Origin of the sequence: Halorubrum sp. SP9 (genome assembly GCF_005435015.1) — an archaeon.
GTDB classification, from domain to species: domain Archaea; phylum Halobacteriota; class Halobacteria; order Halobacteriales; family Haloferacaceae; genus Halorubrum; species Halorubrum sodomense.
This window is the reverse complement of sequence record NZ_SGXU01000025.1, coordinates 1-26,354: the sequence shown is the minus strand read 5'-3', so window position 1 is coordinate 26,354 and position 26,354 is coordinate 1. Positions and strand designations below refer to the sequence as shown.

Here is a 26,354-nt window from a genome sequence, read left to right as displayed (position 1 = left end):
ATTGTCAAGCCCGGCCGCGACCGAGCCGGCGCCGGGACGCCGATCGGGGACGACGGGCCGACCGGGAAACGCCTAAGCCCGTCGCGCCCCGCCCTCGGGTATGCGACCGATATCGATCGTCGGCGACGGGGCCCCGGAGCTGGCTCGCCGGCTCGCGGCGCGGCTCGACGGCCGGGTCGCCGTCGTCGAGCGGGAGGGCGGTTCGGGCCGGGAGGCTCGGAGCGAGCCGGACGGGAGCGACCCGGCCGCCGACGGCGGAGTCACCGACCCCGTACAGCGACCGGACGCCGACACCGAACTCGCGTTCGACGCGGACGGGAACTGGAGCGGCCGAGGGAGCGTCGACGGCTTCGACGACCTGCTCGACGGACTCGCGCCGGATCACGACTATCTGCTGGCCGTCGGGGAGTCGCGACTGCGCGTGTCGGCGGTCCTCCTCGGCGCCGATCCGGATCCCGAAAGCGTACCGGGAACGGTCCTCGCGACCGCGGAACACCCGGACGCGGTCGACCTCGACGACCTCGTCGTCGACCTCGACGCGGCGGAGCCGTGGATCACCCGCGAGACGCTGGTGGACCGCGTCGAGGCGTCTGCGGACGCGGACCGGTCGGGTGCGATCGCGACGTTCACCGGGCGCGTGCGCGCCCGCGACGCCCCGGACGACGACCGGACGACGCACCTCGCGTTCGAGAAGTACGAGGGAGTCGCCGCGGAGCGGATGGACGCCATCGCGGAGGAGCTCGCGGGGCGCGACGGCGTCTTCGACGTGCGGATGCACCACCGCACCGGCGTGATCGAGGCGGGCGAGGACATCGTGTTCGTCGTCGTCCTCGCCGGGCACCGCCGGGAGGCGTTCCGGACGGTCGAGGACGGGATCGACCGCCTGAAAGACGAGGTGCCGATATTCAAGAAGGAGGCGACGGAGTCGGAGACGTTCTGGGTCCACCGCCGGGACTGAACGGCCCGCGGAGAGAGTCCGAGTCGGTGCGCCGCGGAGATTCGAGACCCGGATCGCGACCGCGGACGGCCCGACGCGAGGGGCGCGCCGGCGCTCCGAGGCGGTGTTAATCGGGATATTTTGCCGCTAATCGTCCGACGAGCGCGGCGGGGACGGGTTACTCGCGTACCGAGTTATCGGCGGCAGAAACGCCCTCAGATTCGATTATAAAATATCTACGACGTTTTGAAATCGTTGTAAAGAGTCCGTCAGACACGTTTTAGCTCGGTAGGATCAGTGAAACGCCCTGAAACCCCCTGAACGTCGCCCAACGGTGTTGCCTTTATAACATCCTCCGGCAGCAAGCGTGGGGTGTACATGAGCGCGACAGCGAATCCCTCCACGAACGCGAGCGCGAACGACGACCGCAGCAAGGAAGAGCGGCTGAAGCAGTACCTGCTCGACCGGGCGCAGGACGGTGAGATGTACTTCAAGGGGAAGTTCATCTCGGAGGACGTCGACCTCTCGCCGAAGGAGATCGGCGCCCTGATGGTGAAGCTCCGCGACTCCGCGACGGAGCTCACCGTCGAGAAGTGGTCGTACACGGGCGCGACGACCTGGCGCGTCGAGCCCGCCTGAGGGCCCCGTTCCGCCGACCGACGCTCGCAGCACCGCCCGCGACGCGCACCGCCACACCGGATCCCGCGGTTCGGTCCCCGACTCGCGCTTTCTGACCGCACACGCGTCCGCCGCCCGAGGCGAGCGAATGACCGGTCCCCCCGTTTCTCGGTTCCGGTTCGCGCACCCGCCGACGCGGGGTTTATACTCGCCGACCAGTTACGACGTGACGATGCCTGAACACGAGGACGCGGCGGCGGCCGGCGACGGCGCGCCGCGTCCGGAGCCGCTCCGGACGTTCTTCCGGATCGACGAGGTCCGTCGCGAAGACGGTCGCGTGCGGTACCGCGGCGAGTCGTACGTCCCGGAGCGAACGCTGTTACGCAAGCTGACCCCGCACTTCCGAGAGGCGGGCTACGAGGTCGACGTCGAGGTCGTCGACGGCGGTCACGTCGTCGTCGCGACGCCGTTCGACCGCGGCCGCGACGGGATCCCCTGGGTGAACGTCGCCATGTTCGCGGCCACCGTGCTGTCGACGCTGTTCGTCGGCGCGTACGGCTGGTACTACGTCCCGCTCGCGGAGATCCAGTCGAACCCGCTGGCGCTGCTCCGGGCGTGGCCGTTCACCGCCGCCGTCCTCGGGGTCCTAATGACCCACGAGCTCGGCCACTACGCCGCCGGGCGCTACCACGGCGTCCCCGTCTCGCTGCCGTACGTCATCCCCTTCATCTTCCCGTTCGGCACGCTCGGTGCGGTGATCCGGATCCGGGGGCGAATGCCCTCGCGGAAGGTCCTCTTCGACATCGGCGCCGCGGGGCCGATCGCGGGACTGATCGCGACGCTCGTCGTGACCGCGATCGGGCTCTCGCTCGACCCGATCCGGGTGCCCGCGGAACTGGCGAACGCGTCCGGGACGATGATCCGTTTCAACAATCCGCCGCTCTTGGACCTCATCGCCCGGGTTCTCGGCGAGCGAACGGGCTACGGCGACTCGGCGCTCACCGCCCACCCGGTCGTGATCGGCGGGTGGGTCGGGATGTTCTTCACGCTCCTGAACCTCCTGCCGGTCGGCCAGCTCGACGGCGGCCACATGGTCCGGGCGATGCTCGGGCCGCGACAGGAGACGGTGGCGGCGCTCGTCCCCGGCGCGCTGTTCGGTATCGCCGCCTACCTCCACTTCTGGCGGGGGCTCGGCCTGAACGAGTCGGTCGGGCTGTGGGCGTTCTGGGGCGTGTTCGCGACGGTGATCGCGTACAACGGCCCGGCGAATCCGACCGACGAGGAGCGGCTGGGGCTCCCTCGGCTCGCGGTCGGCGCCGCCACGTTCGCCGTCGGGGCGCTCTGTTTCCTGCTCGTGCCGATCCAGGTCGTCGGGGCGTGACGCCGCGATGGCCGGACTCCTCTCCCGAATACGCGCGCGAGTCGAGCGCCTCGGCTTCCGGGCGCTGTACCGGCTCGCGGACCTGACGTACGCGCTCGGCGTCGCGACCCCGAAGCGGACGGTCGCGGGGACCTACTGGAGCTACGAGCCGACGAACCCCCACGGCGACGACCCCGGGCTGGCCGCGCTCGACCGGCTTCCGAACGACGCGGTGATCTTCGACGCGGGCGCTCACGCCGGCGAACACGCGATCCCGCTTGCGCGCGACACCGACCGGCGAGTGATCGCGTTCGAACCGAACGGCGAGAGCGCGGATCGGTTAGCCCGGAACGCCGAGCGAAACGGAGTCGGCAGCCGGGTCGATCTCAGGCGGGTCGGCCTCGGGGACGCGAGCGCGACGCTGACGTTCTACCGGTCGACGTTCTCGAAGTGCTCCGCGTTCGACCGCGAGTCAGCGACGAGGTGGGGCGCGAGCGTCGCGGGCACGGAGTCCGTCCCGGTTCGGCGGCTCGACGACCTCGTCGAGGGAGCCGGCGACGGGCGGTCGGACGAGGTGGACCCCGTCCCGCCGCCGGACGCGTTCAAGGTCGACGTCGAGGGGCACGAGGCCGCGGCGCTCCGGGGCGCGACGGAAACGCTCGCGGCCCATCGACCGCTGCTCGTCGTGGAGGTCCACGAGGCGGGAGCGGCGGGCGGGGACTCGCCGGAGGAGACCGCGTCGGACTCCGGGCCCGCCGACCTCCGCGAGTGGCTGGACGCGCGGGGCTACTCGGTCGAGGAGGCGGACGACGTGTGGATCTGCCGGCCGCGGGACGGCGCGCCCCCCGAGGCGTGAGCGGCGCGCGGCCGCCCTCAGTCGTCGCGTCGCTGTTTCATGCCCTGTCGGGTGAACTGCGGCGTGGCCCGGAGCCCGCGCTTCTTCCGGAACGACCGGTACAGGGCGATAGCGAGCGGCGCGGCCAGAACGAGGACGACCGCCGCGAGCCGCCAGTCGTTCGCGAACGAGTAGAGGATCGTCGCCGAGAGGACGCCGACCGCGAGCAGCACCGAGTAGGCGATCCGCATCGCCAGCTTCTCTAAGACCTTCGTCTCGTCCTCCAACACGACGTTCACCGTCAGGTCGTCGCGGTTGGCGCGGTCGAGGAACTCGTCGGCCTTCGGTGGAACCGTGAACAGCGCCTCGGTGGTCTTCTGGACCTGTCTCCCGGCGTCCTCCGCGAGGTCGCGGGCGGTCTGTTCGTAGTACCCCTCCTCGCGGAGGTAGTCGGTCGCCGTCGAGATGAAGTCGAACTCGGGGTCGAGCGTGACGCAGACCCCCTCGACGACGGTGGCGACGCGGAGGACCAAGGCGAGGTTCGGCGGGAGCCGCAGCGGGAACTCGTAGATGGTCGACTCCACCTGCTCGATGATCTGGTTCACCTGGTACTGCTCGATGTCCTCGCCGCTGGCGTCGGCGATGGCCAGCTCCATCACGTTGCCCATCACCTCGCGGTCGGCCTCCGGCGAGAGCGTTCCCATCGAGATCAGCGTGTCGAGGATGGCGTCGATGTCCTGGCGCGCGACCGCGACGTAGAACTCGACGATCTTCTCTTGGATGAACGGGTCCACTCGGCCCGCCATCCCGAAATCGTAGAAGATCACGGTGCCGTCGTCCGCGACGGCGAGGTTTCCCGGGTGCGGGTCGGCGTGGAACACGCCGTCCTCGATGATCATCTGGAGGTACACCTCCTGAAGCGTCTCCGCGATCGCGGTCCGGTCGTGTCCCGCCTCGTCGAGCGCGTCGATGTCGCTGATCTTCGTGCCCGGCACGTACTCCATGGTGAGCACCCGGGGCCCCGAGACCGCCTCGTACGTCTCCGGGATCCGGATCCGGTCCTCGTCCGCGAAGTTGCCGCGGATCTCCTCGAGCATCGTCCGCTCGCGGTCGTAGTCCATCTCCTCGCGGATCGTCTTCGCGAACTCGTCGGCGAGGTTCTCCAGCGAGAACGCTCTGCCGGCGCCGGTGAACCGCTTGATCAGCGGGATCGACCAGCGGATCGTCCGGAGGTCGGCCTCGACGAGCGACTCGATCCCCGGGCGGCGCACCTTCACCGCGACCGGGTCGCCCTCGTACTTCGCGGTGTACACTTGGCCGAGGCTCGCGCCGCTTATCGGGTCGCGGTCGAAGTCGTCGAACGTCCGGTCGACCGGACCGAACTCGTCTTCGAGGACGGCCTTCGACTCCTCCCACGGCGCGGGCGGGACGTCGTCTTGGAGCCCCTCCAGCACGTCGATGTACGCCGGCGGGAGGATGTCGGGGCGCGTCGAGAGGATCTGGCCGAGCTTGATGAACGTCGGGCCGAGCGTGAGCAGGATGTCGAGCAGCACCGCGGCGCGCTCGCGCTGGGTCTCGACGTCGACCTCGCGGCTCCCGCCGAACAGGAAGTATCGGCGGCTGTCACGCCAGTAGGCGACGATGAGCGGCGAGAACTGCCGGAGAACGACGACGAACCGCCAGTAGGCGCGAAGGTTGACCAGCGTGACCACCCGTCAGGCGTCGCCCTCGTCGTCCGCGCCGTCGACGGGGATGGTCCGGGAGACTTCGCTCGCGCGCTTGGGCAGCGAGATCTCGAGGACGCCGCGGTCGATCTCGGCGTCGGCGCCCGCGCCGTCGGCGTCGTTCGGGATCGGGAGTTCCGCGTCGAGGAACAGCGGGCGGTCCTCGCGGACGTACTCGAACCCGTCGGGGACGGCCTTCTCGCGGCGCCCCTCGATGTCGATGCGCCCGTCCTCGACGAGCACCTCGGTCGTCTCGGGGGTCGCGCCCGGGAGGTCGACGACGAGGACGTACCCGTCGTCGGACTCGAGTAGGTCCGCAAACACCGCGTCCGGGAGATCGCGGAGCGCGTCGCGTAGGGCTGACATAACCGTTGGTAGGGTCGCCGCGGCGAAAAACCTGTGGAAAGGGCGGGTCCGGTCGGGGGACGCGAGACGGTCGATCGGCCGCGGTCAGCGACGGCGGATCAGTCGTCGTCGCCGATGTCGAGGTCGAACTTCCCGAGGTCTTCGCCCTGCGATTCGCCGGGGAGGATGTCGCCCAGCCCCGCGCCGAACGCGGCCGCGGCCCAGACGACCGCGACCCTGCCGACCCGTTCGAGCGCGGTCGGGTCGCCCTCGTGAAGCCGGCCCCAGAACAGCAGCATGGCCGCCGACGTGGTCAGCGAGACGAGGAGCACGCCGGCGTACCGGCGGGGGATGACCCCGAAGATCGGGTGTCTGATCGCGATCTGTCGGAAGTCAGCGAAGTAGAGGAGCCCGGCGGTCGCGAGGAAGATGAACCCGACGTGCGCGATCAGGAGGACCGGGACGCCGGCGACGGTCGTCGCCGCGAACCAGGCCGCGATCTCGAAGACGCCGCCCTCGACGAGCAGGGGGAGCGCGAACAGCACCGCGCCGACGAACGACTCCGCGAGGTCCCGCGAGGTGTACTTGGTGATCCGCTCGGCGAGCGCGCCGGTCCCGGGCATCCGCTCGACGAGCGAGATGGTCTGTCGCACCTTCTCGCGCTCGTGGCCCTCGTCGACGGTGTCGCGCAGGGCGTCGAGCCTCGCGAGCAGGTCGTCGATGTCGGGCTCCGCGGGGGGGCTCGCGGCCTCCGTCCGCTCCCCGGAGCTGTCCGCCCGACCCGTGTTTGGGTCCCGTTCGTCGCTGTCGACCATGTCCCCCGCGACGCGCGAGCGACCTAAAAGGGTACCTTCGGGACCGCCGCCGCGCGCGGAGAGGGCGGTCGACCCGGCCGCCGCGGCGGCCTACAGTCGACCGAGGAACGCCGCGAGCGCCTCGTTGAACGCGGCCGGGCGTTCGAGCATCGCGAGGTGGGCAGCGTCCGGTATCTCGGTCCACTCCCCCGCCGGGATCTCCGTCGCGAGGTACTCGTGGTACGCCGGCGGGGTGAGCCCGTCGCGCGCGCCCACGACCGCGAGCGCCGGGACCTGGACCTCGCCGAGGCGGTCGCGCACGTCGAAGCGGTGGCACGTCAGGAAGTCCCGTTCGGTGACCGCCCGCCCGCACGCGCGCATCGCCGCCGCCGAGAGCTCGACGTACTCGGCGGGCGCGTCGCGGAACAGCCGGTCCGGCTCGTGGAGCAGCGAGACCGCCCGGTCGAAGTCGGTCGCGAGCGCGTCGCGGAGCGGCTCGGCCACCGCGAGCTTCGCGCCCGTGCCCGCGAGGACGAGCCCGTCGAGCGCGAGGTCGTGCTCGAGGGCGATCCGCAACGCGACCGCGCCGCCGAGCGAGTTCCCGCAGAGGGCGGCCGCGTCCGTCGCCTCCGCGACGGCGACGACGTCGTCCGCGTACGCGTCGAGGGTCTCCGGGCCCGCGGGCGTCGCGACGTCGTCGCTGGCGCCGTGCCCGGAGAGGTCGACGGCGACGCCCGGGAACCGGTCGGCGAGCCGCGCCTGCGACTTCCAGACGTCTTTCGTGCCGCCGCTGCCGTGGACGAAACAGACCGTCGGCCCGTCGCCGCCGCGGTCGAAGCGGCGGTACGCGGTCTCGCGGCCGTCGTGAGTGACCCGTTCCATACCCGACGGTTCGGCGCCGATCGGAATAAACGGCGGCGGGACCGTCGCGCGCTCGGCGGCCCGACCGACGCCGCGACTCCGACCGCGCGACGGCGGCCGAATCGCTCGAACCGCTACACTACCGTTAGGAAAGAGAATCACTCACGTCTTGCGATTTTGAGGGACAGATTTATATACTTGCGCGACTAACTCGTAGTTAGGATGAATCACATACAGACCCGATCGACCGGGGACGGCGCGCTGCTGCGCCGGTACGAGTACGACGACGCCTGGATCGTCGCCGCCGATCTCGGCGTCGACGACGAGGACGTCAGCGTCGACACCGTCGGTGAAACGGCGATCGTCGTCGTCGAGGGACCGGAAGAGCCGGTCGAATCGGAGTTCGATCTGCCCGGAACGGCCGCGTCCGCGGCCGTGAACAACGGCGTGATCACCGTGGAGGGCGAGCGATGAAGCTCACCGTCAAGCCGCTGAAACAGAAGGACGCCGGTCGGCGCCTCGCGGCGATCGACCGCGTCGCGGCCGACGAGCTCGGGCTCTCCGGCGGGGACATCGTCCGCGTCGAGGGCGCCGACGGGGCGGCGATCGCCCGCGTCTGGCCCGGCTACCCCGAGGACGACGGCACCGGCGTGATCCGGATCGACGGCCGGCTCCGTCAGGAGGCCGACGTGGGGATCGACGACCGCGTGACCGTCGAAGACGTGGACGTCTCGCGGGCGGACGCGGTCACGATCGCCTTCCCGAGCCAGCTGCGGGTGCGGGGCCAGATCGCCCCGTTCATCCGGGACAAGCTCTCCGGCCAGCCGGTGACGGAGGGACAGACCATCCGCACGTCGCTCGGCTTCGGGCTGATGGGCGGTCAGTCGCAGGCGGTCCCGATGAAGATCGCCGAGACGAGCCCCGGCGGCACGGTCGTCATCACCGACGAGACGGAGATCAGCATCTCCGAGATCTCCGCCGAGGAGATCGCCGACCGCGGCGAGGCCGCGGGCGGGACCGGCGAGGGGCCGGACGTCACCTACGAGGACATCGGCGGGCTCGACGACGAGCTCGAGCAGGTCCGCGAGATGATCGAGCTGCCGATGCGCCACCCGGAGCTGTTCAAGCGCCTCGGGATCGACCCGCCGAAGGGCGTCCTGCTCCACGGCCCGCCGGGCACGGGGAAGACGCTGATCGCGAAGGCGGTCGCCAACGAGATCGACGCGAACTTCCACACGATCTCCGGCCCGGAGATCATGTCGAAGTACTACGGCGAGAGCGAAGAGCAGCTCCGCGAGGTGTTCGAGGAGGCGTCCGAGGAGTCGCCGTCGATCATCTTCATGGACGAGCTGGACTCCATCGCGCCCAAGCGCGAGGAGGCCGGCGGCGACGTTGAACGCCGCGTCGTGGCCCAGCTCCTCTCGCTGATGGACGGGCTCGAAGAGCGCGGCGAGGTCGTCGTCATCGGGGCGACGAACCGCGTCGACGCCATCGATCAGGCGCTCCGACGGGGCGGTCGCTTCGACCGCGAGATCGAGGTCGGCGTCCCCGACCGCGACGGGCGCAAGGAGATCCTCCAAGTCCACACGCGGAACATGCCGCTGACCGAGGGGGTCGACCTCGACGAGTACGCCGAGAACACCCACGGCTTCGTCGGAGCCGACCTCGAGTCGCTCGCGAAGGAGTCCGCGATGCACGCGCTGCGGCGCATCCGCCCGGAGATAGACCTCGAGAGCGACGAGATCGACGCCGACGTGTTGAACTCCATCCAGGTGACTGAGTCGGACTTCAAGGAGGCGATCAAGGGGATCGAACCCTCCGCACTCCGCGAGGTGTTCGTCGAGGTCCCCGACACCACCTGGGAGGACGTGGGCGGCCTCGAGGACACCAAAGAGCGGCTCCGCGAGACGATCCAGTGGCCACTGGAGTACCCCGAGGTGTTCGAGGAGCTGGACATGCAGGCCGCGAAGGGCGTCCTGATGTACGGCCCGCCGGGCACGGGGAAGACCCTGCTCGCGAAGGCGGTCGCCAACGAGAGCGAGTCGAACTTCATCTCGATCAAGGGGCCGGAGCTGCTGAACAAGTACGTGGGCGAGTCCGAGAAGGGCGTCCGCGAGGTGTTCAGCAAGGCCCGCGAGAACGCGCCGACGATCGTGTTCTTCGACGAGATCGACTCGATCGCGACCGAGCGCGGCAAGAACTCCGGCGACTCCGGCGTCGGCGAGCGCGTCGTCTCCCAGCTGCTGACGGAGCTCGACGGGCTCGAGTCGCTGGAGGACGTGGTCGTCATCGCGACGACCAACCGCCCGGACCTCATCGACTCGGCGCTGCTGCGCCCCGGGCGCCTGGACCGGCACGTCCACGTGCCCGTCCCCGACGAGACGGCGCGCCGCCGGATCTTCGAGGTCCACACGCGGAACAAGCCGCTGGCCGACGACGTCGACCTCGACGCGCTGGCGCGCAAGACCGACGGGTACGTGGGCGCCGACATCGAGGCGGTCGCCCGCGAGGCGTCGATGAACGCCTCCCGGGAGTTCATCGGCAGCGTCACGCGCGAGGAGGTCGGCGAGTCCGTCGGCAACGTCCGCGTGACGATGGCGCACTTCGAGAACGCGCTGAACGAGGTGAACCCCAGCGTCACCCCCGAGACGCGCGAGCGGTACGAGGAGATAGAAAAGCAATTCAAGCGGTCCGAGGTCGACCGCACCGAGGCCGAGCCGGGCGCCGCGTTCCAGTAAGCGGACGGCGCGGCCGAACGAGTTTTTATATTAATCCGAGCGTCGACAGCAGGTAGAACGCCGCGGCGAGGACGATACCGATCGTGACCAGCCGCCAGGCGAGCTTCAACACGAACTTGCCGACGACGATGATCAGCGCGACGGCGACGAGGGCCACCAACAGCTGCCCCACCTGACTGCCCAGCAGCGCGGCCTGTGCCGGCGCGACGAGCCCCACGAGTGCGAGCGACGTTGCGGTCATGTCCGGGGCCACGGCGACGCCGGGCATAAGCTTGTGGGACGAGACCGATCCCGGTTATTGATTCTTGATATGTCTGCGGCAAGAACCGCGTCGACTCCGGACGTGTGCTCGTCGAGGCGACGAGCGTAGGGCGGCTAGTGCCCGGTATCACGGGTGGAATCACCGCCCGGTAACCCCCTTCTGTTCCGGTGGGAAACCGCCTTCGTACCGCGGTTTGCTCGGTCAGAGATCAGTTTCACTCCGGTCTACCTACGCTTATGTGTACAGAGTCCGTTCTTCACCGACGTACCGGATTCAACGTCAGACGCGCCGCATCGACGTTACATAGCAGATCGGACACGTAAAGCCGGCCGGGTCCCGACATCCGAACGTACAAGGGCCCGCCTCACCAGTACACCAACACTACAGATGATCCATATTCCACGCCAACCGAGCGGGGTGGCCGCCGAATGAGCGGTGTCACCGCCGACAACCTCGAACTGCCGATCAAACGCACCACGGGCGACACCATGGAGGAGCGCCTCACGGCCAACGCCTACCACAACATCCTGCCCGCGCGCTACCTCCGGAAGAACGCGGACGGGGAGCCGATCGAAGATCCCGAGGAGCTGTTCGACCGCGTCGCGCGCAACGTCGCGCTCGCGGAGGCGGTCTTCGAGGCCGAAAAGCGGGGCGTCGAGATCACGGTCACGCCCGACCAGGTCAAGCCCGACCACCCGCGCCGAGACGAGCTCGCCGAGGAGGTCTTCGGCGCGGGGACGACGGTCGACGACGACGTCGAGACGACGCTCACCGCCCGCAACGTCAACAAGTTCGCGTACGACACGGTCGTTCCCGAACTGCCCGAGGGCGTCCGCGACCACGTCGAGACGACCACCGAGACGTTCCGCGACGGGATGGAGTCGCTTTCGTTCATGCCGAACTCCCCGACGCTGATGAACGCGGGCGACGAGCTGCAGCAGCTCTCCGCCTGCTTCGTCGACTCCCCCGACGACGACATCACCGACATCCACCAGACCGCTAAGGAGGCGGCCGAGGTGTTCCAGTCCGGCGGCGGGATGGGGTACGCGTTCTGGAAGCTCCGCCCCTACGGCGACGCCGTCGGCTCGACGGGCGGCATCGCCTCCGGCCCGATCACGTTCATGCGGACGTTCGACCAGATGTGCGAGACGATCGCGCAGGGCGGCGCGCGGCGCGGCGCCCAGATGGGCGTCATGCGCGTCTCGCACCCGGACGTGATCCAGTTCATCCACGCGAAGAACAAGGACGTCTCGCTGGCGCACTCGCTGCGCCTGAACGACCCCGACGACTTCACGCACAACTCCTTCGCGGACGCGCTGGAGGAGGCGCGCGACCTCATCGACGAGGACGGGAAGGTGCCCGAGCACCTCCGGAACGCGGTCGAGGGCCACCTCTCGAACTTCAACATCAGCGTCGGCGTCACCGACGACTTCATGGAGGCGCTGTACAACGACGAGGAGTTCACCTTCACGAACCCGCGCACGGAGGAGCCGCACGTCGCGACGCCGGAGACGAAGGAGATCTACGACATGTTCGGTCTCGGCGAGCACGTCGAGGTCGGCGAGGAGCTCTCGATCCCGGCGCAGGAGCTCTGGGACGACATGATCGAGGGCGCCCACGAGAACGGCGAGCCCGGCGTCATCTACCTCGAACGGGTGAACAAAGAGCACTCCTTCGATGTCGAGGAGCACCCGGACCACCGGATCCTCGCGACGAACCCCTGCGGCGAGCAGCCGTTGGAGGAGTACGAGGCCTGTAACCTCGGCCACATCAACCTCTCGACGCTGGCGTCGCAGGACGCGCCGGACTGGCGGGTCTGGTCGGACGAACACGCCGACGAGTACGACTCACAGGCGGCGGCGATCGAGGCCTTCCTCGAGGAGGCGATCGACTTCGAGGAGTTCGACGAGCGGATCGAGTACGGCACGCGCTTCCTCGAGAACGTCGTGACGATGTCGGACTTCCCGGTCGACAAGATCGAAGAGAAGGTCCGCGACATGCGGAAGATCGGGCTGGGGGTCATGGGGCTCGCGCAGCTGTACATCCAGCTCGGGATCCAGTACGGCACCGAGCCGGGCCACGAGGTCGCCCGCCAGCTGATGACCCACATCAACCACGCGTCGAAACAGACCTCCCACGAGCTCGCGACGGAGCGCGGGACGTTCAACGACTGGGAGGACTCGAAGTACGCGAACCCCACCGAGTACCGCGACTGGTTCGAGCACTACACCGGCCTCGACGCCGACGAGTGGGCGGACGGCTTCCCGGTCCGCAACCACAACACGACGACGATCGCGCCCACGGGCACGACGTCGATGATCGGGAACACGACGGGCGGCTGTGAGCCAATCTACAACGTCGCCTTCTACAAGAACGTCTCCGACGACGTCCAGGGCGACGAGATGCTCGTCGAGTTCGACGACTACTTCCTGCGCACCTTAGAGGCGAACGACGTCGACGTCGACGCCGTCAAACAGGAGGCCCAAGAGCAGATGGCGCAAAACGAGTTCGACGGCGTGGACGGGTTAGAGACGGTCCCGGAGGCCATCGGCGAGCTGTTCGTCGTCACCGGCGACCTCTCGGGCAAGCAGCACGCGGCGGTCCAGTGCGCCTGCCAGGAGGGCGTCGACTCCGCCATCTCGAAGACGTGTAACTTCCCGAACGACGCCACCGCCGAGGAGATGGAAGAGGTGTACCGCTACATCTACGACCACGGCGGCAAGGGCGTCACCGTCTACCGCGACGGCACCCGCTCGAAGCAGGTGCTCACGACCCGCGCGAAGAACACGGAGTTCGCCGACGAGAGCGAGGCGGCCGAGGCGATCGTCGAGCAGATCGGCGAGGTGTTCGGCGGCATCGAGTCGTTCCTCGACAACGAGGACGTCCAGGCGGCGATCGACGCGGAGATTTCGGACCTGCTCGAAGCCAGCGAGCAGCCTCGTATCGACTACAGCGAGCGCAGTCCCCGCCCCGACTCTCTGAACGGCGTCACACAGCGCGTCGAGACGGGCTACGGAAAGCTGTACGTCACGATCAACGAAGACGACAACGGCCTGCCGTTCGAGCTGTTCGCGAACATCGGTCACTCCGGCGGCTACACCAACTCCTTCACCGAGGCGCTCGCGAAGGTCATCTCGACGGCGCTCCGCTCGGGCGTCGACCCCGAGGAGATCGTCGACGAGCTACAGGGCACCCGGAGCCCGAAGGTCGCGTGGGACAAGGGCGAGCAGATCCAGTCGATCCCGGACGCGATCGGCACGGCGCTGCGCCGGTACCTCGATGACGACGTCGACAAGGGGATCCCCCAACAGCAGAGCCTCGACGATGTCGAGGAGACCGCGTCGGGCGCGAGCCGTCCGAGTCAGACCGACGGCGGCGCGGTCGACGCCGGCCCGGCGACCGACGCCCCGAGCGCGGACGGCTCCGGTCCGGCGGCGAAGGACGACGCCGCCGGCGCCGACGACTCGACGCAGGAGCTCATCGCGGCGGGCGAGTCGCCCGAGTGCCCCGACTGCGGCGGCATGAACCTCTACTACTCCGAGGGCTGCAAGACGTGCGAGTCGTGCGGCTGGTCGGAGTGTTAGACGGGTAGCGAGCGACCGACGACGCGGTTTTTTTGCGGGACGCGGATGCCGTCACGCGCGCTCATCGCTGCGTGGGAGACGGACGGACGCGCCGCTGTTCGAGTCGGAAAACCGGAGGGAGCCGCGGAGAGCGACCGGCGAGTCAGTCGTCTTCGAGCGCCTGCGCGATGCGCTGGAGCTGGCGGGTCGCGTCGCGGACCTCGTCGCGGAGCTGGCGCACCTCGCGGACGAGCTCCTCGTTGCCGCCGTCGTCGCCGCGGCCGCCCTGCTCCCCCTGCGCGCCGGGACCGCCGCCGCCCATGCCGGGCGGGCCGCCCGCGCCGCCGGGGCCGCCGCCGCCCATCATGCCGGACATCATCTGCGCGAAGGGGTTGCCGCCGCCGCCACCGCCGCCCATTCCCGGCGGGCCGCCGCCGCCCATCATCTCTTCGGGGTCGGGCCGGTCGCCCTCCTCGCGCTCCTCCTCGCGTCGCTCGCGAATCTCCTCGACGCGCTCGCGGAAGGACTTCTCTTCGCCGTCGTCGCCGTCCGGGGAGTCGCCCTGTTCGCCGGCCTCGCCGTTCTCGGGGTCGGTGACGTCGTCGTCTGGCATGGGCCACGATTCGGCGGCGCGGCCGAAAAGGGTTGCCGTGGGGCCCGCGACGGAGGGTTTATAAGTCGGGAGAGAGCGGCGGCCCGGTTCTCCCCCGCCGGCGTCAGGTCCGAACCATGCGGTGGCAGTTCGGACACTCCGCGGGCTCCCCGTCGCCGCCGGCCGCCGGTACGCGGTCACCGCAGTTCGGACAGCGCGTCCGGGTGCGCGCGTACTCGGTACGCGACCGGACCGCGGAGCGGTCGGTGTTGTCACTCATATGCGGTTGTTATTGTTTAGCATACAAATAGGTTACCGATATATCCCTAAAACACGACTTAGGGCGTCGAGCGCGGGCCGTCCGCGCGCCGGCCTCATTCGTGGCCGGAGACGCGGACCGGTTCGTAGGGCGCTTCGAGCCACTCGATGTCCGAATCAGAGAGGTCGATATCGAGCGCCTCGACCGCGTCTTCGAGGTGGTCGACGCTCGTCGTGCCGACGATTGGCGTGTCGACCGAGTCCTTGTGGAACAGCCACGCGAGCGCGATCTGCGCCATCTTGACCCCCTTCTCGGCGGCGAGCTCCTCGACGCGCTCGTTGATCGCCCGGCCGCCGCCCTCGCGATACGGATGGGCGTAGAGGTGGTCTTCGGTCCGTCCTCGAAGGGTCGCGTCGACGTCCTCGTGCGGGCGCGTCAGGTACCCGCGCGCGAGGGGGCTCCACGGCATCACGCCGACTCCCTCCTTCTCGCACAGCGGAAGCATCTCCCGTTCCTCCTCGCGGTAGGCGAGGTTGTAGTGGTTCTGCATCGTGGCGAACCGCTCGTATCCCTCGCGGTCGCTGACGTGGAGCGACTCCGCGAACTGGTGGGCCCACATCGACGAGGCGCCGATGTAGCGTACGTCGCCGCGCCGCACCGCGTCGTCGAGCGCGGCGAGCGTCTCCTCGATCGGCGTCTCGTCGTCCCAGCGGTGGATCTGGTAGAGGTCGATCGTGTCCGTCCCGAGCCGGTCGAGCGAGTTTTCGAGCTCCTGTTCGATCGCCTTCCGCGAGAGCCCGCCCGAGTTCGGGTTCGACTCGTCCATCTGGAAGTACCCCTTCGTGGCGACGACGAACTCGTCGCGGTCGTACCCGTCGAGCGCCTCGCCGAGGACGCGCTCGCTCTCGCCGTTCGAGTACATGTTGGCGGTGTCGAAGAAGTTCACGCCGAGGTCGATCGCGCGCTCGACGAGCTCCCTGCCCTCCTCCTCGTCGAGGACCCACTCGCGCCAGTCGGAGTCGCCGAAGCTCATACAGCCGAGACAGATCTTCGAGACGGTGGTACCGGTGTTCCCGAGCGTCGTGTACTCCATACTCGTACCAGTTCGAGGCGGGACAAAAAGCTACGCGCGGCGGCGGGGATCGCGGGGGTGGACGTCTCGGACCGGGAGGGTCACAGGTCTCGGAACGACGCCGTGTACACGAGGAACGCCCCGGTGAGGATGACGAACGCGAGGAAGGTGACGAGCGCGAGCACGTTCGCGACCGGCGCGAGCGGGGCGAGGAAGGGCTCGCCGGTCGAGTCGAGTACCAGCACTGCGAGGAGGGCGGCGATCAGGCCGAGCAGCCAGTTCGTGAGAATGTCATCCATGGCTCGCCCGTCACGCGGGGGCGACAAAAAGCCGCGGATGCGGCAGCGACGCGCGGGAGAGCGGCGGCGGTCGGGGCCGCGGCCGCGCGGGGCGCCGCCGGAGCTATGGCGCTCGCACCCCTGATTCGGGACGTGAGCGACCGGACCACTTGCTGGCTGCTCGGCGACCAGCTCAACCCCGACCTCGACGTCCTCGACGACGCCGACGACGTGCTGCTGATCGAGGCGCACGGCTTCGCCGACCGGAAGCCGTACCACGCCCACAAGCTGACGCTCGTGTTCTCGGCGATGCGGCACTTCCGCGACGAACTTCGCGAGCGGGGCCACGACGTGACGTACCTGCGGGCCGAGTCGTTCGGCGAAGGGCTCGACGAGTTCCTCGCGGAACGCGGGAGGCAGGGGGACGACGGCGACAGCGACGACGAGGGGCCGCGCCTGCGACTCATGCGCCCGGCGAGCCACGGCACAGGCAAGCGGCTCCGGGAGCTCGTCGCCGAGCGCGGCGGGAGCCTCGAACTCGTCGACAACGAACTGTTCTGGACGACCCCGACCGACTGGCGCGCGTGGGCCGGCGAGGAGGAGACGGAGATCGGTCCGGACGACGCCGCCGAGCGCACCTACCGACAGGAACACTGGTACCGCCACGTCCGCCGCGAGACGGGCGTGTTGATGGACGACGGCGAGCCGGTCGGCGGGGAGTGGAACTACGACGACCTGAACCAGGCGACGCCGCCGGACGACTGGGAACCGCCCGGGCGGCCGACGTTCGAGCCGGACGCGCTGACGCGCGAGACGCACGCGTGGGTCCGCGAGCGGTTCGACACGTGGGGGAGCGACTCGCTCGACGGGTTCGCGTGGCCGGTCACGCGCGAGGAGGCGCGCGAGGCGCTCGAGCAATTCGTCCGCGAGGGGCTCCCCGCGTTCGGCCGGTACCAGGACGCGATGGTCGGCGGCGAGCCGTTCCTGTCGCACTCGCTGCTCTCGCCCGCGATCAACCTCGGGCTGCTCGACCCGCGCGAGCCCGTCCGGGCGGTCGAACGCGCCTACGCGGAGCGCGGGGTCGAGCCGGGCGGGTACGACCCCGCCGAGCACGGCGAGGTCGGCGCGGGTGCGGAGGCGACCTCGCTCGACGAGTTCGGCGGCGATGGGGGTGACGGCGGCGAGGCGAGGGCGGAAGCGGCGGCGGATCCCGCCCCAGTCCCGCTGAACGCCGCGGAGGGGTTCGTCAGGCAGGTGATCGGCTGGCGGGAGTTCGTGCGCCACGTCTACCGCGAGGCGATGCCCGAGCTGGCCGACGCGAATCAGTTGGCGCAGTCGCGGGACCTGCCGCCCGCCTACTGGGACGGCGACACCGACATGCGGTGTCTCTCGGAGGCGGTCGGCCACGTCCGCGAGTACGGCTACGCTCACCACATCGAGCGGCTGATGGTGTTGTCGAACTTCGCGTTAGTGTACGGCGCCGACCCGGCCGAGCTGAACGAGTGGTTCCACCTCGGCTTCGTCGACGCGTACCACTGGGTGACGACGCCGAACGTCGTCGCGATGGGGTCGTTCGGCACCGACGTGCTCTCCTCGAAGCCGTACGCCTCCTCGGGGAGCTACGTCGACCGCATGAGCGACCACTGCGCCGACTGCCCGTACGCCGTCTCGCGGACGACCGGCGAGGGCGCCTGCCCGTTCAACGCGCTCTACTGGGACTTCTTAAAGGAGAACGAGAAGACGCTGCGGGGCACCGGGCGGATGGGGCTGATGTACTCGCACGTCGACGGGAAAGACGACGAGGAGTGGAGGGCGATCCGCGAGCGCGCGGCCCGGGTGCGCGAACGAGCGGCCGAGGGAGAGCTGTAAGGGTCGGGGGCTCCCCGTCCTACTCGCCGCTCGCGAGTCGGCGCAGCCGCGGGAGCGCCTGCTCGTAGCCCAGCCCGACGACCCCGACGTACAGCGCGAGCAGCCCCATGCCGACGGCCCAGGCGCCGAGGACGAGGTCGCCGCCCGAGACCGCGGAGAGTCCGAAGCGTTCGAGGATGACGCCGACCGCGGCGGCCGCGCCGGCCCCGAGGGTGACGGCGAGGAGTTCCACGAGTTCGACTGCGACGGCGGGTACTTCGACCATACTCGAGGGGAACGGCCGGCGATTATGACTCTTTCGGGAGAACGGTGAACGTCGAGCGGGCGCCGACGACGGCGAGGGCGCTCGGGTCGCGCCCGGTCACTTCAGTCCGAACGACCGCATGGCGGTGTCGACGAGCCCCTTCGCGATCAGCGCGAGGCCGGCGAGGAGCACCATCACGGCGCCGGCGATGACGGGGTCGCGAACGGCGATGATACCGACGGCGGCGACGACGGCGAGGAGGCCGGCGATGCCTTCGAGTCCGAGCGTGTCACGCATGTCGTCGGGTGGTCGTCGGTCGTGGTTAAAAGGGGCGGATGCGCCGCGGGCCGCCGGCGACGCGGGGCACCCCGACTGAGAGCGGCCCTTTTATTTTCGGGAGCGCGTATCACCGCGTACGCATGAGCAACGGAGACGGCGGCGGTCGGAACGACCTCCGGATGCCCGACGACGACGAGGTGTTCGCGGAGGTCCTCGAGATGCTCGGCGCGAACCGCGTCAAGGTCCGCTGTGCGGACGGGAAACAGCGGACCGCTCGCATTCCCGGTCGGATGCAAAAGCGCGTGTGGATCCGCGAAGACGACATCGTCCTCGTCGAGCCGTGGGACTGGCAGGACGAGAAGGCCGACATCTCGTGGCGCTACGAGAAGAGCGAGGCGGAGCAGCTTCGCGAGGAAGGCCACTTACAGTAAGTCGTCGAGAGTGAGTTGGCGATTGAACCCTTCGGGTGTCGGACCATTTATAAATAAATAACCGGCCGCGGATCGGTGGTGAACACTGCCAAAGCCCCAGCCGCGAGGGCTCGATGGGCTCGCTGCGGTCCTCGTCGCTCACTACGTTCGCTCCTGCGGTCCTTACGTCGCCCGTCTTCGTCCTCGCGGCAGCGTGGCGCGACGCGCCACGGGCAGCCGGCGGCGAAGCCGCCGGCCGCCGGCGACTGCCCCTTTGAGTCCCGCCCCGCACGGCACCGCACAGCACCTCACGCCTCCCCAGCCTCGTCGCCGGCACCCTCCGCTTCGCTTCGGGAGCCGGCGACTCCCTCGCGCGTGCTGTCTCGCGGCCGCCGGAGGCGGCCGCTCGCAGGCACGCGCCACGGTGTCTCGTATCGCGTTGGTGTCGCCGTCGTCAACCGCCCACGCGGTTTTTAAGTCCGAACGGGCCCCAGCGAGCGTATGCTCCGGCTCGCGATGACCACCGACGCTGAGACGTTCGAACGCGTGCGCGGGCCGCTCGGGGACCGCGGCATCGACGTCGGCCACGTCCGGGCGAAAGAGCGGGCGCTGCGCGTCTCGGGCGGGGAGTCGCCCGGATCGGGACCGGACTCGCCCGCGGCCGACCCGGACGAGTTCGCCGGCTTCGACGTCGGTCTCGTCTACCCCACCCGCCTGATGGAGGGCGCGGTGGTCGACGAGCACCTCGGCGTCCCGTGGGTGAACGGCCGCGACGCGGTCGTCGCCTCGCGGAACAAGGCGGGGGTGCTGGCGAGACTGTCGGCGGCGGGCCTGCCGACGCCGAAGACGACGCTCGTCTCGAACCCCGTCGACGAATCGGTGGTCGTCGACGCCGCCGAGGGGTTCTCGTACCCCGTCGTCGTGAAGCCGAACTCCGCGACCCGCGGCGTCGGCGTCGCGACCGCGGCCGACCTCGACTCGCTCCTGGGCGTCGTCGACTACCTGAACCTGATCCACGACTACCGCGCCACCGGCGACAAGTCGTTCCTCATCCAGGAGTTCCTGTCGGACGCACGCGACTACCGCGCGATGGTCGTCGACGGCGCGTACGCCGGGGCGGTGGAACGCGAACTCGACGCCGAGGCGCTCGAAGCCGGGCGGTGGAAACACAACGTCCACCGCGGCGCGACGGCCCGCGGCGTCGACCTCGACCCCGAGGCTCGCGACCTGGCGGAGCGCGCGGCCGAGGCGCTCGGTATCGACTACCTCGGCGTCGATCTGCTCGCGACGGGCGACCGACTCGTCGTCAACGAGACGAACGCCCGGCCGACCGTCGACGCCGCGACGAAGTACGAGGACGACTTCTACGACCGGCTCGCGGGGCTGATCCGGCGAACCGACGAGGGGGAATGAGGAGAGGAACCGGGAGGGGGCCGAGACCGGCCTGCGGACTCAGGCCAGATCGATCGACGCGCTGTCGTCTGCGCGGTCGAACGTGACCTCGAGGACGCCGTTGTTGAACGTCGCGTCCGCGGAGCGCTCGTCGACGGGCGCGGGGAGGTCGACCGTCTCGTCGTACTCGCGCCGGTCGGAGACCGCGGAGATGGTGAGCGCGTCGCCGTCGCAGCGCAGCGAGAGGTCGTCCTTCGAGACGGCGGGGAGATCGGCGACGAGGCGCACCGACTCCTCGGTGGTGTACGCGTCGACGTGGGTGTCGGAGCCGAATCCCGCGTCGTCGGCCGACGGGGCGTCGCCGGTGGCCATCTCGTTCATCATCCGCTCGATCTCCTCGAAGAAGTCTCCGAACGGATCGTCGCGGTCGTCTCTGTCCATACCTCCCGTGAGGTCGGTGATCCCGATAAGCCTTCTGTCGGTCCCCGTATCGGCCGGTATCCCCCAGCGCCGCGGGGACGACGAACGGCGGTGCGAGACGGCGACCGCCCGAACTCGACTCGGAACCGCCCGCGCTCGACGACACCGCCCGTAACAAATTCGAACGATTATGACTATCTCGCGGCGACTGAGCCGGATTTAAGTAGTTGGGGCTCGCCTTTTTCGAATATGAGTAAATCGTATCTGGCCGCCGGCGACGACGTGAGCGACGACGAGGTCGTGCGGGTGGGGCTCAACGGCTTCGGGCGCATCGGGCGCAACGTGTTCCGCGCGGTGCTGGAGAGCCCGCGGATCGAACTCGTCGGCATCAACGACGTGATGGACTTCGACGACATGGGGTACCTCGCGAAGTACGACACCGTCATGGGCCGGATCGACGGCGTCGAGCGCGACGGCGAAGAGCTAACGATCGGCGGCACCGCCGTTCCCCTGTTCAACGTTCAGGATCCCGCCGACCTCCCGTGGGACGAACTCGACGTCGACGTCGCCTTGGAGTGTACGGGCATCTTCCGCACCCGCGACGACGCGAGCGCGCACCTCGACGGCGGCGCGGACACCGTGATCATCTCGGCGCCCCCGAAGGGCGAGAAGCCGGTCAAACAGCTCGTCTACGGCGTCAACCACGACGAGTACGAGGGCGACGACGTGATCTCGAACGCCTCCTGTACGACGAACTCCATCACGCCGGTCGCGAAGGTGCTCGACGCCGAGTTCGGCATCGACGCCGGTACCCTCACGACCGTCCACGCGTACACCGGCTCCCAGAGCCTCATCGACGGCCCGATGAGCAAGCGCCGCCGCGGCCGCGCGGCCGCCGAGAACATCGTCCCCACCTCCACCGGCGCCGCGGGCGCCGCCCAGGAGGTCCTCCCGCAGCTGGAGGGGAAAATCGACGGGATGGCGATGCGCGTGCCGGTCCCGACCGGCTCCATCACCGAGTTCGTCGTCAGCCTCGACGAGGACGTCACCGAGGAGGAAGTCAACGCCGCCTTCCGCGACGCCGCCGACTCCGGTCCGCTCGCGGGCGTGCTCGGCTATACCGACGAGGAGGTCGTCTCCTCGGACATCGTCGGACTTCCGTTCTCCAGCTACGTCGACCTCCGGTCGACGAACGTCATCGCCGGCGGGAAGCTGCTGAAGATCCTCACCTGGTACGACAACGAGTACGGCTTCTCGAACCGGATGCTCGACACCGCCGCGTACGTTCACGACGAAGCCTGAACGCCTGACCGCGACCGACGGACGACGCCGGACCAGACCCCCGGCGGCAACGTTCCCCCGGAGCGCCACCGCTTAACTATCTCATCGACGACCACTCACTCATGCCCACGTTCGACACCATCGACGACCTCCCGGCCGACTCGCGCGTCCTCGTCCGACTGGACCTCAACTCCCCGATCGAGAACGGCGAACCGCAGGACAACCGCCGCTTCGAGCGTCACGCGGAGACCGTTCGCGAACTGGCAGACGCCGGTCACCGCGTCGCGCTGCTGGCTCACCAGGGGCGACCCGGCCGCGACGACTTCACGTCGCTCGCCGGCCACGCCGAGATCCTCGCCGGCCACGTCGGCCGCGACGTGGCGTTCGTGGCCGACACGTACGGCGACGAGGCGCTGGCGGCCGTCGACGCGCTCGGCGCGGGCGAGGTCCTCCTGTTGGAAAACACCCGGATGTGCGACGACGAACTCCCGGAGGAGTCGCCGGAGGCGAAGGCCGAGACCGAGTTCGTTCGGGCGTTGGCGCCGCGCTTCGATGCGTACGTCAACGACGCCTACTCGGCGGCACACCGGAAGCACGCCTCGCTCGTCGGCTTCCCGATCGTCCTTCCCGCGTACGCGGGCCGCGTGATGGAGACGGAGTACGAGGCGAACACCGCCATCGCGACCCGCGAGTTCGACGGCCCCGTCACCATGGTCGTCGGCGGCACCAAGGCGACCGACGTGATCGGCGTGATGGACGCCCTCGACGACCGCGTCGACCGCTTCCTCCTCGGCGGCGTCGCGGGCGAACTGTTCCTGCGCGCCGCGGGCCACCCGGTCGGTCACGACTTGGAGGGAATGGACCTGTTCGACGAGCAGTGGGCGGCGAACCGCGAGCTGATCGAGTCGGTCCTCGACGAGCGGGGGGACGCGATCCGGCTCGCGACCGACCTCGCGTACGAGGGGGAAGACGGCGCCCGCGCGGAGGTCGCCGTCGACGCCATCGAGGAAAAGGAGACGGGGTACCTCGACGTCGGCTCGGCGACGGTCGCCGACTACGAGCCGGCGATCCGCGAGTCCGACGCGGTCTTCGTGAAGGGCGCGCTCGGCGTCTTCGAGGACGAGCGGTTCGCGGACGGCACCGTGGGCGTCTTAGAGGCCATCGCGGAGACCGACTGCTTTTCGGTGGTCGGCGGCGGCGACACCTCGCGGGCGATCGAGATGTACGGGCTCGACGAGGACGACTTCTCGCACGTCTCCATCGCGGGCGGCGCGTACATCCGCGCGCTGACTGGCGAGCCGCTCCCGGCGGTAGAGGTCCTGACGGCGGCGGCGGAGCGGCGGCGGTAGAGCGGGGGATCTGAGCGGCGGCGACCGGATCCGAGCGGCCGAGAGTGACAGGTCCTACTCCTCGACGTCGAGGTCGAACTGCTCGTTCTCCGTGACCGCGTTCAGGACGACGCTCGTGTTCGACTCGCGGATATCCGCGTCCGTGAGGATCGATTTGATTTGGTCGTTCATCCCGTCCGTGTCGGTGAACTTCCCGATGGCGATCACGTCGTAGTCGCCCGTGACCTCGTAGACGCTCACCATCTGTTTCTCCTGACGGAGCTTCTCGGTGACGTCCGGCAGGGCGCTCCCCTCGACCTTGAGCTGGAGCACGGCCGTCACGTCGTAGCCGAGCTTGTCGTAGTCGACGACGGGGGTGTACCCGTCTATCACGCCGCCTTCTTCGAGATCGCGGAGGTGGTTCGAAACCGTCGTCACCGAGACGTCGAGTTCGTCGCCGAGACTCCGGAGGCTCGCGCGTCCGTTGCTGAGCAAGGAGTTGATGAGCTTCGCGTCGAGGTTTTCGTACGTCATCACACCTAACCACGCTTTCGGGGCTTTAGAATTTTACGAACGTCCAGCAGTTTTCCCCGTCCGGCGGTTCATGCGCCAAGCGATAAGGCCTTTATACTGGCAGATAACGAATGAAGCGTCCAGAACATGACGGACGAACACGCGAAACCGGACGGCGGCCTCACGGCCGAGGAACAGGCGGTACTCGACGAGATCGAAGAGCAGAACGTCGATTTCCTGCGGCTCCAGTTCACCGACATCCTCGGCGTCGTGAAGAACGTCTCCGTCCCCGCCCACCAAGCGGAGAAGGCGTTCACCGAGGGCATCTACTTCGACGGCTCCTCCATCGAGGGGTTCGTGCGCATCCAGGAGTCGGACATGCGGCTCGTCCCCGATCCCGACACGTTCGCGGTGCTCCCGTGGCGTAACGACGGTGACTCCGGTGCGGCGCGGCTCATCTGTGACATCGTCGACACCGACGGCGAGCCGTTCATCGGCGGTCCGCGCCAGGTCTTGAAAAGCGTCCTCGATGACGCCGAAGAGATGGGCTACTCCGTTTCGGTCGGTCCGGAACCGGAGTTCTTCCTGTTCGAGAAGGACGACGAGGGCAACGCGACCACCATCCCGCACGACAACGGCGGCTACTTCGATCTCGCGCCGAAGGACCTCGCGTCCGACGTGCGCAAGGAGATCATCTTCACCCTCGAGGAGATGGGCTTCGAGATCGAGGCCTCGCACCACGAGGTCGCCGAGGGCCAACACGAGATCAATTTCAAGTACGACGACGCGCTCGGCACGGCGGACAACATCGCCACGTTCCGCGCCGTCGTCCGCGCGGTCGCCGAGCAGCACGACCTCCACGCGACGTTCATGCCCAAGCCGATCGCCGAGATAAACGGCTCGGGGATGCACAGCCACATCTCGCTGTTCGACGAGGACGGGAACAACGCCTTCGCCGACGACTCGGACGAGTTCAACCTGAGCGAGACCGCCTACCAGTTCATGGGCGGCGTCCTGAATCACGCGGAGGCGTTCACGGCCGTCACCAACCCGACGGTGAACTCCTACAAGCGCCTCGTTCCCGGCTACGAGGCGCCGATCTACGTCGCGTGGTCCGACACGAACCGCTCGGCGCTCGTTCGCGTTCCCGACGCCGCGGGCGTCTCCGCGCGCTTCGAGGTCCGCAGCCCCGACCCGTCCTGTAACCCGTACCTCGCCTACGCGGCGCTCATCGCCGCCGGGCTCCACGGGATCGAGACGGACGCCGACCCCGGCGACCCGGTCCAGGAGGACATCTACGAGTTCGACGACGAGAAGCGCGAGGAGTACGGCATCGAGACGCTGCCGCCGAACCTCGGCGCCGCGGTCGAAGAGCTGGAGGCGGACGAGGTCATCTCCGGCGCGCTCGGGCCGCACGTCTCGGAGAAGTTCCCCGAGGCGAAGTCCCAGGAGTTCAGCGAGTACCTCACCCAGGTGTCGCAGTGGGAGGAGGACCGCTACCTAGAGACGTTCTGAGTCCGGCCCGAGGCGGACGGTCCGCGACCGCTTTTTTTACGCGCCGCGCGACCCGCCAAGCGCCGGCTGGACCCGTTCCGCCAGCGCCGGCAGCGCGACGACGGCGACGACGGCGGCGGTCGTCGCGACCAGCGTCACCGGAAGCGTTCCCGCGAGCGCGTACGCGCCGACCCAGAGCCCGCCGGTGACCGCGAGCGCGGGGACCGCGATTCGGACGGGGACCGCCGGCTCGTCGCCGTCGACGAGCCGCCAGCCGACCGCGCCGCCGGCGCCGGTGGCGATCCCGATCCCCGCCTCGACGACCTCGCCGGTGTGCCCGCCCGCGACGGCGACGGCCAGCGCGCCGGCCGAGACGACGGCCGCGAACAGGAACGCCGGCTCGGGGTTCAGTTCGGCGGTCGGATCGGACGCCGGGTCCGAGGCCGCCGACTCCGAGACCGCCGACCGCCGAACTCGCGGATCGCCCGCGAGCCACAGCGCGCCGACCACGACGCCGCCGCCAACGATCAGCCCCGCGAACACGTCGACGAGGTAGTGGACCTGGATGACGACCCGCGAGACCGCGACGGCGACGGCGACCGCTCCGGCCGCGAGGTAGCGGGCGCGGTCGGTCCAGAACCGGTCGTACAGCAGCGCCAGCGCGAGGTACGCCGCCGCGCCGCCGGTCGCGTGGCCGCTCGGGAAGCCGAAGCCGTCCGAGAGCACCTGCGCCTCGTACCACCCCGTCAGGAGCGCGGGGAGCCACGCCGGGACGTCGGCGGGGGGCATCGCGCCGGGCGGGCGTGGGACCGCGAACCACGCCTTGCCGAGCGCCGTCGCGGCGTACGCGCAGGTGACGGCCGCGACCGCCGTCGCGCCGGCCTCG

The 26,354-nt window shown here is 69.3% G+C and carries 27 protein-coding genes; 13 read left to right on the top strand and 14 right to left on the bottom strand.

Features of this window, described 5'->3' with window-relative positions; genetic code table 11:
- The first annotated feature begins 100 nt into the window (after positions 1 to 100).
- From EXE45_RS12750 to EXE45_RS12735, 4 genes are all read left to right on the top strand, one after another.
- Positions 101 to 958, top strand: a complete 858-nt coding sequence (locus EXE45_RS12750) for a molybdopterin synthase (RefSeq protein ID WP_137694549.1) — start codon at positions 101 to 103, stop codon at positions 956 to 958.
- 357 nt (positions 959 to 1,315) lie between these two features.
- On the top strand, positions 1,316 to 1,576 hold the full coding sequence (locus EXE45_RS12745) for a hypothetical protein (protein WP_004597322.1): 261 nt from the start codon (positions 1,316 to 1,318) through the stop codon (positions 1,574 to 1,576).
- Between the two features lie 211 nt (positions 1,577 to 1,787).
- Complete coding sequence (locus EXE45_RS12740; RefSeq protein ID WP_137694548.1) at positions 1,788 to 2,936, top strand: site-2 protease family protein; 1,149 nt, start codon at positions 1,788 to 1,790, stop codon at positions 2,934 to 2,936.
- Between the two features lie 7 nt (positions 2,937 to 2,943).
- Entirely contained in the window at positions 2,944 to 3,771 is an 828-nt protein-coding gene (locus EXE45_RS12735) for an FkbM family methyltransferase (protein ID WP_137694547.1), read from the top strand.
- 17 nt (positions 3,772 to 3,788) lie between these two features.
- Here EXE45_RS12735 and EXE45_RS12730 read toward each other — a convergent pair whose 3' ends face one another.
- From EXE45_RS12730 to EXE45_RS12715, 4 genes are all read right to left on the bottom strand, one after another.
- Positions 3,789 to 5,462, bottom strand: a complete 1,674-nt coding sequence (locus EXE45_RS12730) for an AarF/ABC1/UbiB kinase family protein (RefSeq protein ID WP_092919929.1) — start codon at positions 5,460 to 5,462, stop codon at positions 3,789 to 3,791.
- A 3-nt stretch (positions 5,463 to 5,465) separates the two neighbouring features.
- The gene (locus EXE45_RS12725; RefSeq protein WP_092919928.1) at positions 5,466 to 5,840 is read right to left on the bottom strand and encodes an Hsp20/alpha crystallin family protein; all 375 of its coding nucleotides are present in this window, start codon (positions 5,838 to 5,840) and stop codon (positions 5,466 to 5,468) included.
- A gap of 98 nt (positions 5,841 to 5,938) precedes the next feature.
- Complete coding sequence (locus tag EXE45_RS12720; RefSeq protein ID WP_137694546.1) at positions 5,939 to 6,634, bottom strand: DUF2391 family protein; 696 nt, start codon at positions 6,632 to 6,634, stop codon at positions 5,939 to 5,941.
- A 90-nt stretch (positions 6,635 to 6,724) separates the two neighbouring features.
- Positions 6,725 to 7,495, bottom strand: a complete 771-nt coding sequence (locus EXE45_RS12715) for an alpha/beta fold hydrolase (RefSeq protein ID WP_092919926.1) — start codon at positions 7,493 to 7,495, stop codon at positions 6,725 to 6,727.
- Between the two features lie 201 nt (positions 7,496 to 7,696).
- Between EXE45_RS12715 and EXE45_RS12710 the strand changes: the two genes are divergently transcribed.
- Positions 7,697 to 7,948 (top strand): Hsp20/alpha crystallin family protein, encoded by a 252-nt coding sequence (locus EXE45_RS12710; RefSeq protein ID WP_092919925.1) that lies wholly within the window; start codon positions 7,697 to 7,699, stop codon positions 7,946 to 7,948.
- Positions 7,945 to 10,212 (top strand): CDC48 family AAA ATPase, encoded by a 2,268-nt coding sequence (locus EXE45_RS12705; RefSeq protein WP_137694545.1) that lies wholly within the window; start codon positions 7,945 to 7,947, stop codon positions 10,210 to 10,212. The genes EXE45_RS12710 and EXE45_RS12705 overlap by 4 nt, the downstream gene beginning before the upstream one ends.
- A 25-nt stretch (positions 10,213 to 10,237) precedes the next feature.
- On the opposite strand, the gene EXE45_RS12700 is transcribed toward EXE45_RS12705, so the two are convergent.
- Complete coding sequence (locus EXE45_RS12700; RefSeq protein ID WP_137694544.1) at positions 10,238 to 10,480, bottom strand: hypothetical protein; 243 nt, start codon at positions 10,478 to 10,480, stop codon at positions 10,238 to 10,240.
- Positions 10,481 to 10,902: 422 nt separating this feature from the next.
- Here EXE45_RS12700 and EXE45_RS12695 point away from each other — a divergent pair, with 422 nt between their 5' ends.
- Positions 10,903 to 14,058, top strand: coding sequence for an adenosylcobalamin-dependent ribonucleoside-diphosphate reductase (locus tag EXE45_RS12695; RefSeq protein ID WP_092919922.1), 3,156 nt, complete (start codon positions 10,903 to 10,905; stop codon positions 14,056 to 14,058).
- 142 nt (positions 14,059 to 14,200) lie between these two features.
- On the opposite strand, the gene EXE45_RS12690 is transcribed toward EXE45_RS12695, so the two are convergent.
- The 4 genes from EXE45_RS12690 to EXE45_RS12680 all read right to left on the bottom strand — a co-directional run bounded on the left by EXE45_RS12690 (position 14,201) and on the right by EXE45_RS12680 (position 16,259).
- A complete protein-coding gene (locus EXE45_RS12690; protein ID WP_092919921.1) occupies positions 14,201 to 14,650 on the bottom strand; it encodes a hypothetical protein in 450 nt (149 codons plus the stop codon).
- A 103-nt stretch (positions 14,651 to 14,753) separates the two neighbouring features.
- On the bottom strand, positions 14,754 to 14,909 hold the full coding sequence (locus EXE45_RS20490) for a hypothetical protein (RefSeq protein WP_199233629.1): 156 nt from the start codon (positions 14,907 to 14,909) through the stop codon (positions 14,754 to 14,756).
- Between the two features lie 94 nt (positions 14,910 to 15,003).
- On the bottom strand, positions 15,004 to 15,981 hold the full coding sequence (locus EXE45_RS12685) for an aldo/keto reductase (protein ID WP_092919920.1): 978 nt from the start codon (positions 15,979 to 15,981) through the stop codon (positions 15,004 to 15,006).
- Positions 15,982 to 16,061: 80 nt separating this feature from the next.
- Positions 16,062 to 16,259 carry a hypothetical protein gene (locus tag EXE45_RS12680; protein ID WP_092919919.1) on the bottom strand — a complete coding sequence of 66 codons (198 nt, stop codon included), beginning with the start codon at positions 16,257 to 16,259 and terminating at the stop codon, positions 16,062 to 16,064.
- A 132-nt stretch (positions 16,260 to 16,391) separates the two neighbouring features.
- On the opposite strand from EXE45_RS12680, the gene EXE45_RS12675 reads away from it, so the two are divergent.
- Positions 16,392 to 18,107: a cryptochrome/photolyase family protein gene (locus EXE45_RS12675; RefSeq protein ID WP_137694554.1), complete on the top strand. Its 1,716-nt coding sequence runs from the start codon at positions 16,392 to 16,394 to the stop codon at positions 18,105 to 18,107.
- Positions 18,108 to 18,126: 19 nt separating this feature from the next.
- Here EXE45_RS12675 and EXE45_RS12670 read toward each other — a convergent pair whose 3' ends face one another.
- Both EXE45_RS12670 and EXE45_RS12665 read right to left on the bottom strand, forming a co-directional pair.
- Positions 18,127 to 18,372 carry a hypothetical protein gene (locus tag EXE45_RS12670; RefSeq protein ID WP_137694543.1) on the bottom strand — a complete coding sequence of 82 codons (246 nt, stop codon included), beginning with the start codon at positions 18,370 to 18,372 and terminating at the stop codon, positions 18,127 to 18,129.
- Between the two features lie 96 nt (positions 18,373 to 18,468).
- Positions 18,469 to 18,648 (bottom strand): hypothetical protein, encoded by a 180-nt coding sequence (locus EXE45_RS12665; RefSeq protein ID WP_092919916.1) that lies wholly within the window; start codon positions 18,646 to 18,648, stop codon positions 18,469 to 18,471.
- A gap of 122 nt (positions 18,649 to 18,770) precedes the next feature.
- Here EXE45_RS12665 and eif1A point away from each other — a divergent pair, with 122 nt between their 5' ends.
- Together eif1A and EXE45_RS12655 are read left to right on the top strand one after the other, a co-directional pair.
- Positions 18,771 to 19,061: a translation initiation factor eIF-1A gene (eif1A, locus tag EXE45_RS12660; RefSeq protein WP_092919915.1), complete on the top strand. Its 291-nt coding sequence runs from the start codon at positions 18,771 to 18,773 to the stop codon at positions 19,059 to 19,061.
- A 480-nt stretch (positions 19,062 to 19,541) separates the two neighbouring features.
- Positions 19,542 to 20,453, top strand: coding sequence for a RimK family alpha-L-glutamate ligase (locus EXE45_RS12655; RefSeq protein ID WP_137694542.1), 912 nt, complete (start codon positions 19,542 to 19,544; stop codon positions 20,451 to 20,453).
- Between the two features lie 39 nt (positions 20,454 to 20,492).
- Here the strand turns inward: EXE45_RS12655 and EXE45_RS12650 are convergent, their stop codons facing one another.
- On the bottom strand, positions 20,493 to 20,873 hold the full coding sequence (locus tag EXE45_RS12650; protein ID WP_092919913.1) for an Hsp20/alpha crystallin family protein: 381 nt from the start codon (positions 20,871 to 20,873) through the stop codon (positions 20,493 to 20,495).
- A 228-nt stretch (positions 20,874 to 21,101) separates the two neighbouring features.
- Here EXE45_RS12650 and gap point away from each other — a divergent pair, with 228 nt between their 5' ends.
- Together gap and EXE45_RS12640 are read left to right on the top strand one after the other, a co-directional pair.
- Entirely contained in the window at positions 21,102 to 22,154 is a 1,053-nt protein-coding gene (gap, locus tag EXE45_RS12645) for a type I glyceraldehyde-3-phosphate dehydrogenase (RefSeq protein ID WP_137694541.1), read from the top strand.
- 101 nt (positions 22,155 to 22,255) lie between these two features.
- Positions 22,256 to 23,482 (top strand): phosphoglycerate kinase, encoded by a 1,227-nt coding sequence (locus EXE45_RS12640; RefSeq protein WP_137694540.1) that lies wholly within the window; start codon positions 22,256 to 22,258, stop codon positions 23,480 to 23,482.
- Positions 23,483 to 23,536: 54 nt separating this feature from the next.
- On the opposite strand, the gene lrp is transcribed toward EXE45_RS12640, so the two are convergent.
- Positions 23,537 to 23,995, bottom strand: coding sequence for an HTH-type transcriptional regulator Lrp (gene lrp / locus EXE45_RS12635; protein ID WP_092919910.1), 459 nt, complete (start codon positions 23,993 to 23,995; stop codon positions 23,537 to 23,539).
- Between the two features lie 126 nt (positions 23,996 to 24,121).
- Between lrp and glnA the strand changes: the two genes are divergently transcribed.
- On the top strand, positions 24,122 to 25,489 hold the full coding sequence (gene glnA, locus EXE45_RS12630; RefSeq protein WP_137694539.1) for a type I glutamate--ammonia ligase: 1,368 nt from the start codon (positions 24,122 to 24,124) through the stop codon (positions 25,487 to 25,489).
- Between the two features lie 36 nt (positions 25,490 to 25,525).
- On the opposite strand, the gene EXE45_RS12625 is transcribed toward glnA, so the two are convergent.
- Positions 25,526 to 26,354, bottom strand: an 829-nt coding sequence (locus tag EXE45_RS12625; RefSeq protein ID WP_137694538.1) for a phosphatase PAP2 family protein, incomplete at its 5' end; no start/stop codon positions are given.

Coding starts and splice junctions, on each gene's coding strand:
- EXE45_RS12750 (WP_137694549.1), top strand. CDS start 101: ATGCGACCGATATCGATCGTCGGCGACGGGGCCCCGGAGCTGGCTCGC.
- EXE45_RS12745 (WP_004597322.1), top strand. CDS start 1,316: ATGAGCGCGACAGCGAATCCCTCCACGAACGCGAGCGCGAACGACGAC.
- EXE45_RS12740 (WP_137694548.1), top strand. CDS start 1,788: ATGCCTGAACACGAGGACGCGGCGGCGGCCGGCGACGGCGCGCCGCGT.
- EXE45_RS12735 (WP_137694547.1), top strand. CDS start 2,944: ATGGCCGGACTCCTCTCCCGAATACGCGCGCGAGTCGAGCGCCTCGGC.
- EXE45_RS12725 (WP_092919928.1), bottom strand. CDS start 5,840: ATGTCAGCCCTACGCGACGCGCTCCGCGATCTCCCGGACGCGGTGTTT.
- EXE45_RS12720 (WP_137694546.1), bottom strand. CDS start 6,634: ATGGTCGACAGCGACGAACGGGACCCAAACACGGGTCGGGCGGACAGC.
- EXE45_RS12715 (WP_092919926.1), bottom strand. CDS start 7,495: ATGGAACGGGTCACTCACGACGGCCGCGAGACCGCGTACCGCCGCTTC.
- EXE45_RS12710 (WP_092919925.1), top strand. CDS start 7,697: ATGAATCACATACAGACCCGATCGACCGGGGACGGCGCGCTGCTGCGC.
- EXE45_RS12705 (WP_137694545.1), top strand. CDS start 7,945: ATGAAGCTCACCGTCAAGCCGCTGAAACAGAAGGACGCCGGTCGGCGC.
- EXE45_RS12700 (WP_137694544.1), bottom strand. CDS start 10,480: ATGCCCGGCGTCGCCGTGGCCCCGGACATGACCGCAACGTCGCTCGCA.
- EXE45_RS12695 (WP_092919922.1), top strand. CDS start 10,903: ATGAGCGGTGTCACCGCCGACAACCTCGAACTGCCGATCAAACGCACC.
- EXE45_RS12690 (WP_092919921.1), bottom strand. CDS start 14,650: ATGCCAGACGACGACGTCACCGACCCCGAGAACGGCGAGGCCGGCGAA.
- EXE45_RS20490 (WP_199233629.1), bottom strand. CDS start 14,909: ATGAGTGACAACACCGACCGCTCCGCGGTCCGGTCGCGTACCGAGTAC.
- EXE45_RS12685 (WP_092919920.1), bottom strand. CDS start 15,981: ATGGAGTACACGACGCTCGGGAACACCGGTACCACCGTCTCGAAGATC.
- EXE45_RS12680 (WP_092919919.1), bottom strand. CDS start 16,259: ATGGATGACATTCTCACGAACTGGCTGCTCGGCCTGATCGCCGCCCTC.
- EXE45_RS12670 (WP_137694543.1), bottom strand. CDS start 18,372: ATGGTCGAAGTACCCGCCGTCGCAGTCGAACTCGTGGAACTCCTCGCC.
- EXE45_RS12665 (WP_092919916.1), bottom strand. CDS start 18,648: ATGCGTGACACGCTCGGACTCGAAGGCATCGCCGGCCTCCTCGCCGTC.
- eif1A (WP_092919915.1), top strand. CDS start 18,771: ATGAGCAACGGAGACGGCGGCGGTCGGAACGACCTCCGGATGCCCGAC.
- EXE45_RS12655 (WP_137694542.1), top strand. CDS start 19,542: ATGCTCCGGCTCGCGATGACCACCGACGCTGAGACGTTCGAACGCGTG.
- EXE45_RS12650 (WP_092919913.1), bottom strand. CDS start 20,873: ATGGACAGAGACGACCGCGACGATCCGTTCGGAGACTTCTTCGAGGAG.
- gap (WP_137694541.1), top strand. CDS start 21,102: ATGAGTAAATCGTATCTGGCCGCCGGCGACGACGTGAGCGACGACGAG.
- EXE45_RS12640 (WP_137694540.1), top strand. CDS start 22,256: ATGCCCACGTTCGACACCATCGACGACCTCCCGGCCGACTCGCGCGTC.
- lrp (WP_092919910.1), bottom strand. CDS start 23,995: ATGACGTACGAAAACCTCGACGCGAAGCTCATCAACTCCTTGCTCAGC.
- glnA (WP_137694539.1), top strand. CDS start 24,122: ATGACGGACGAACACGCGAAACCGGACGGCGGCCTCACGGCCGAGGAA.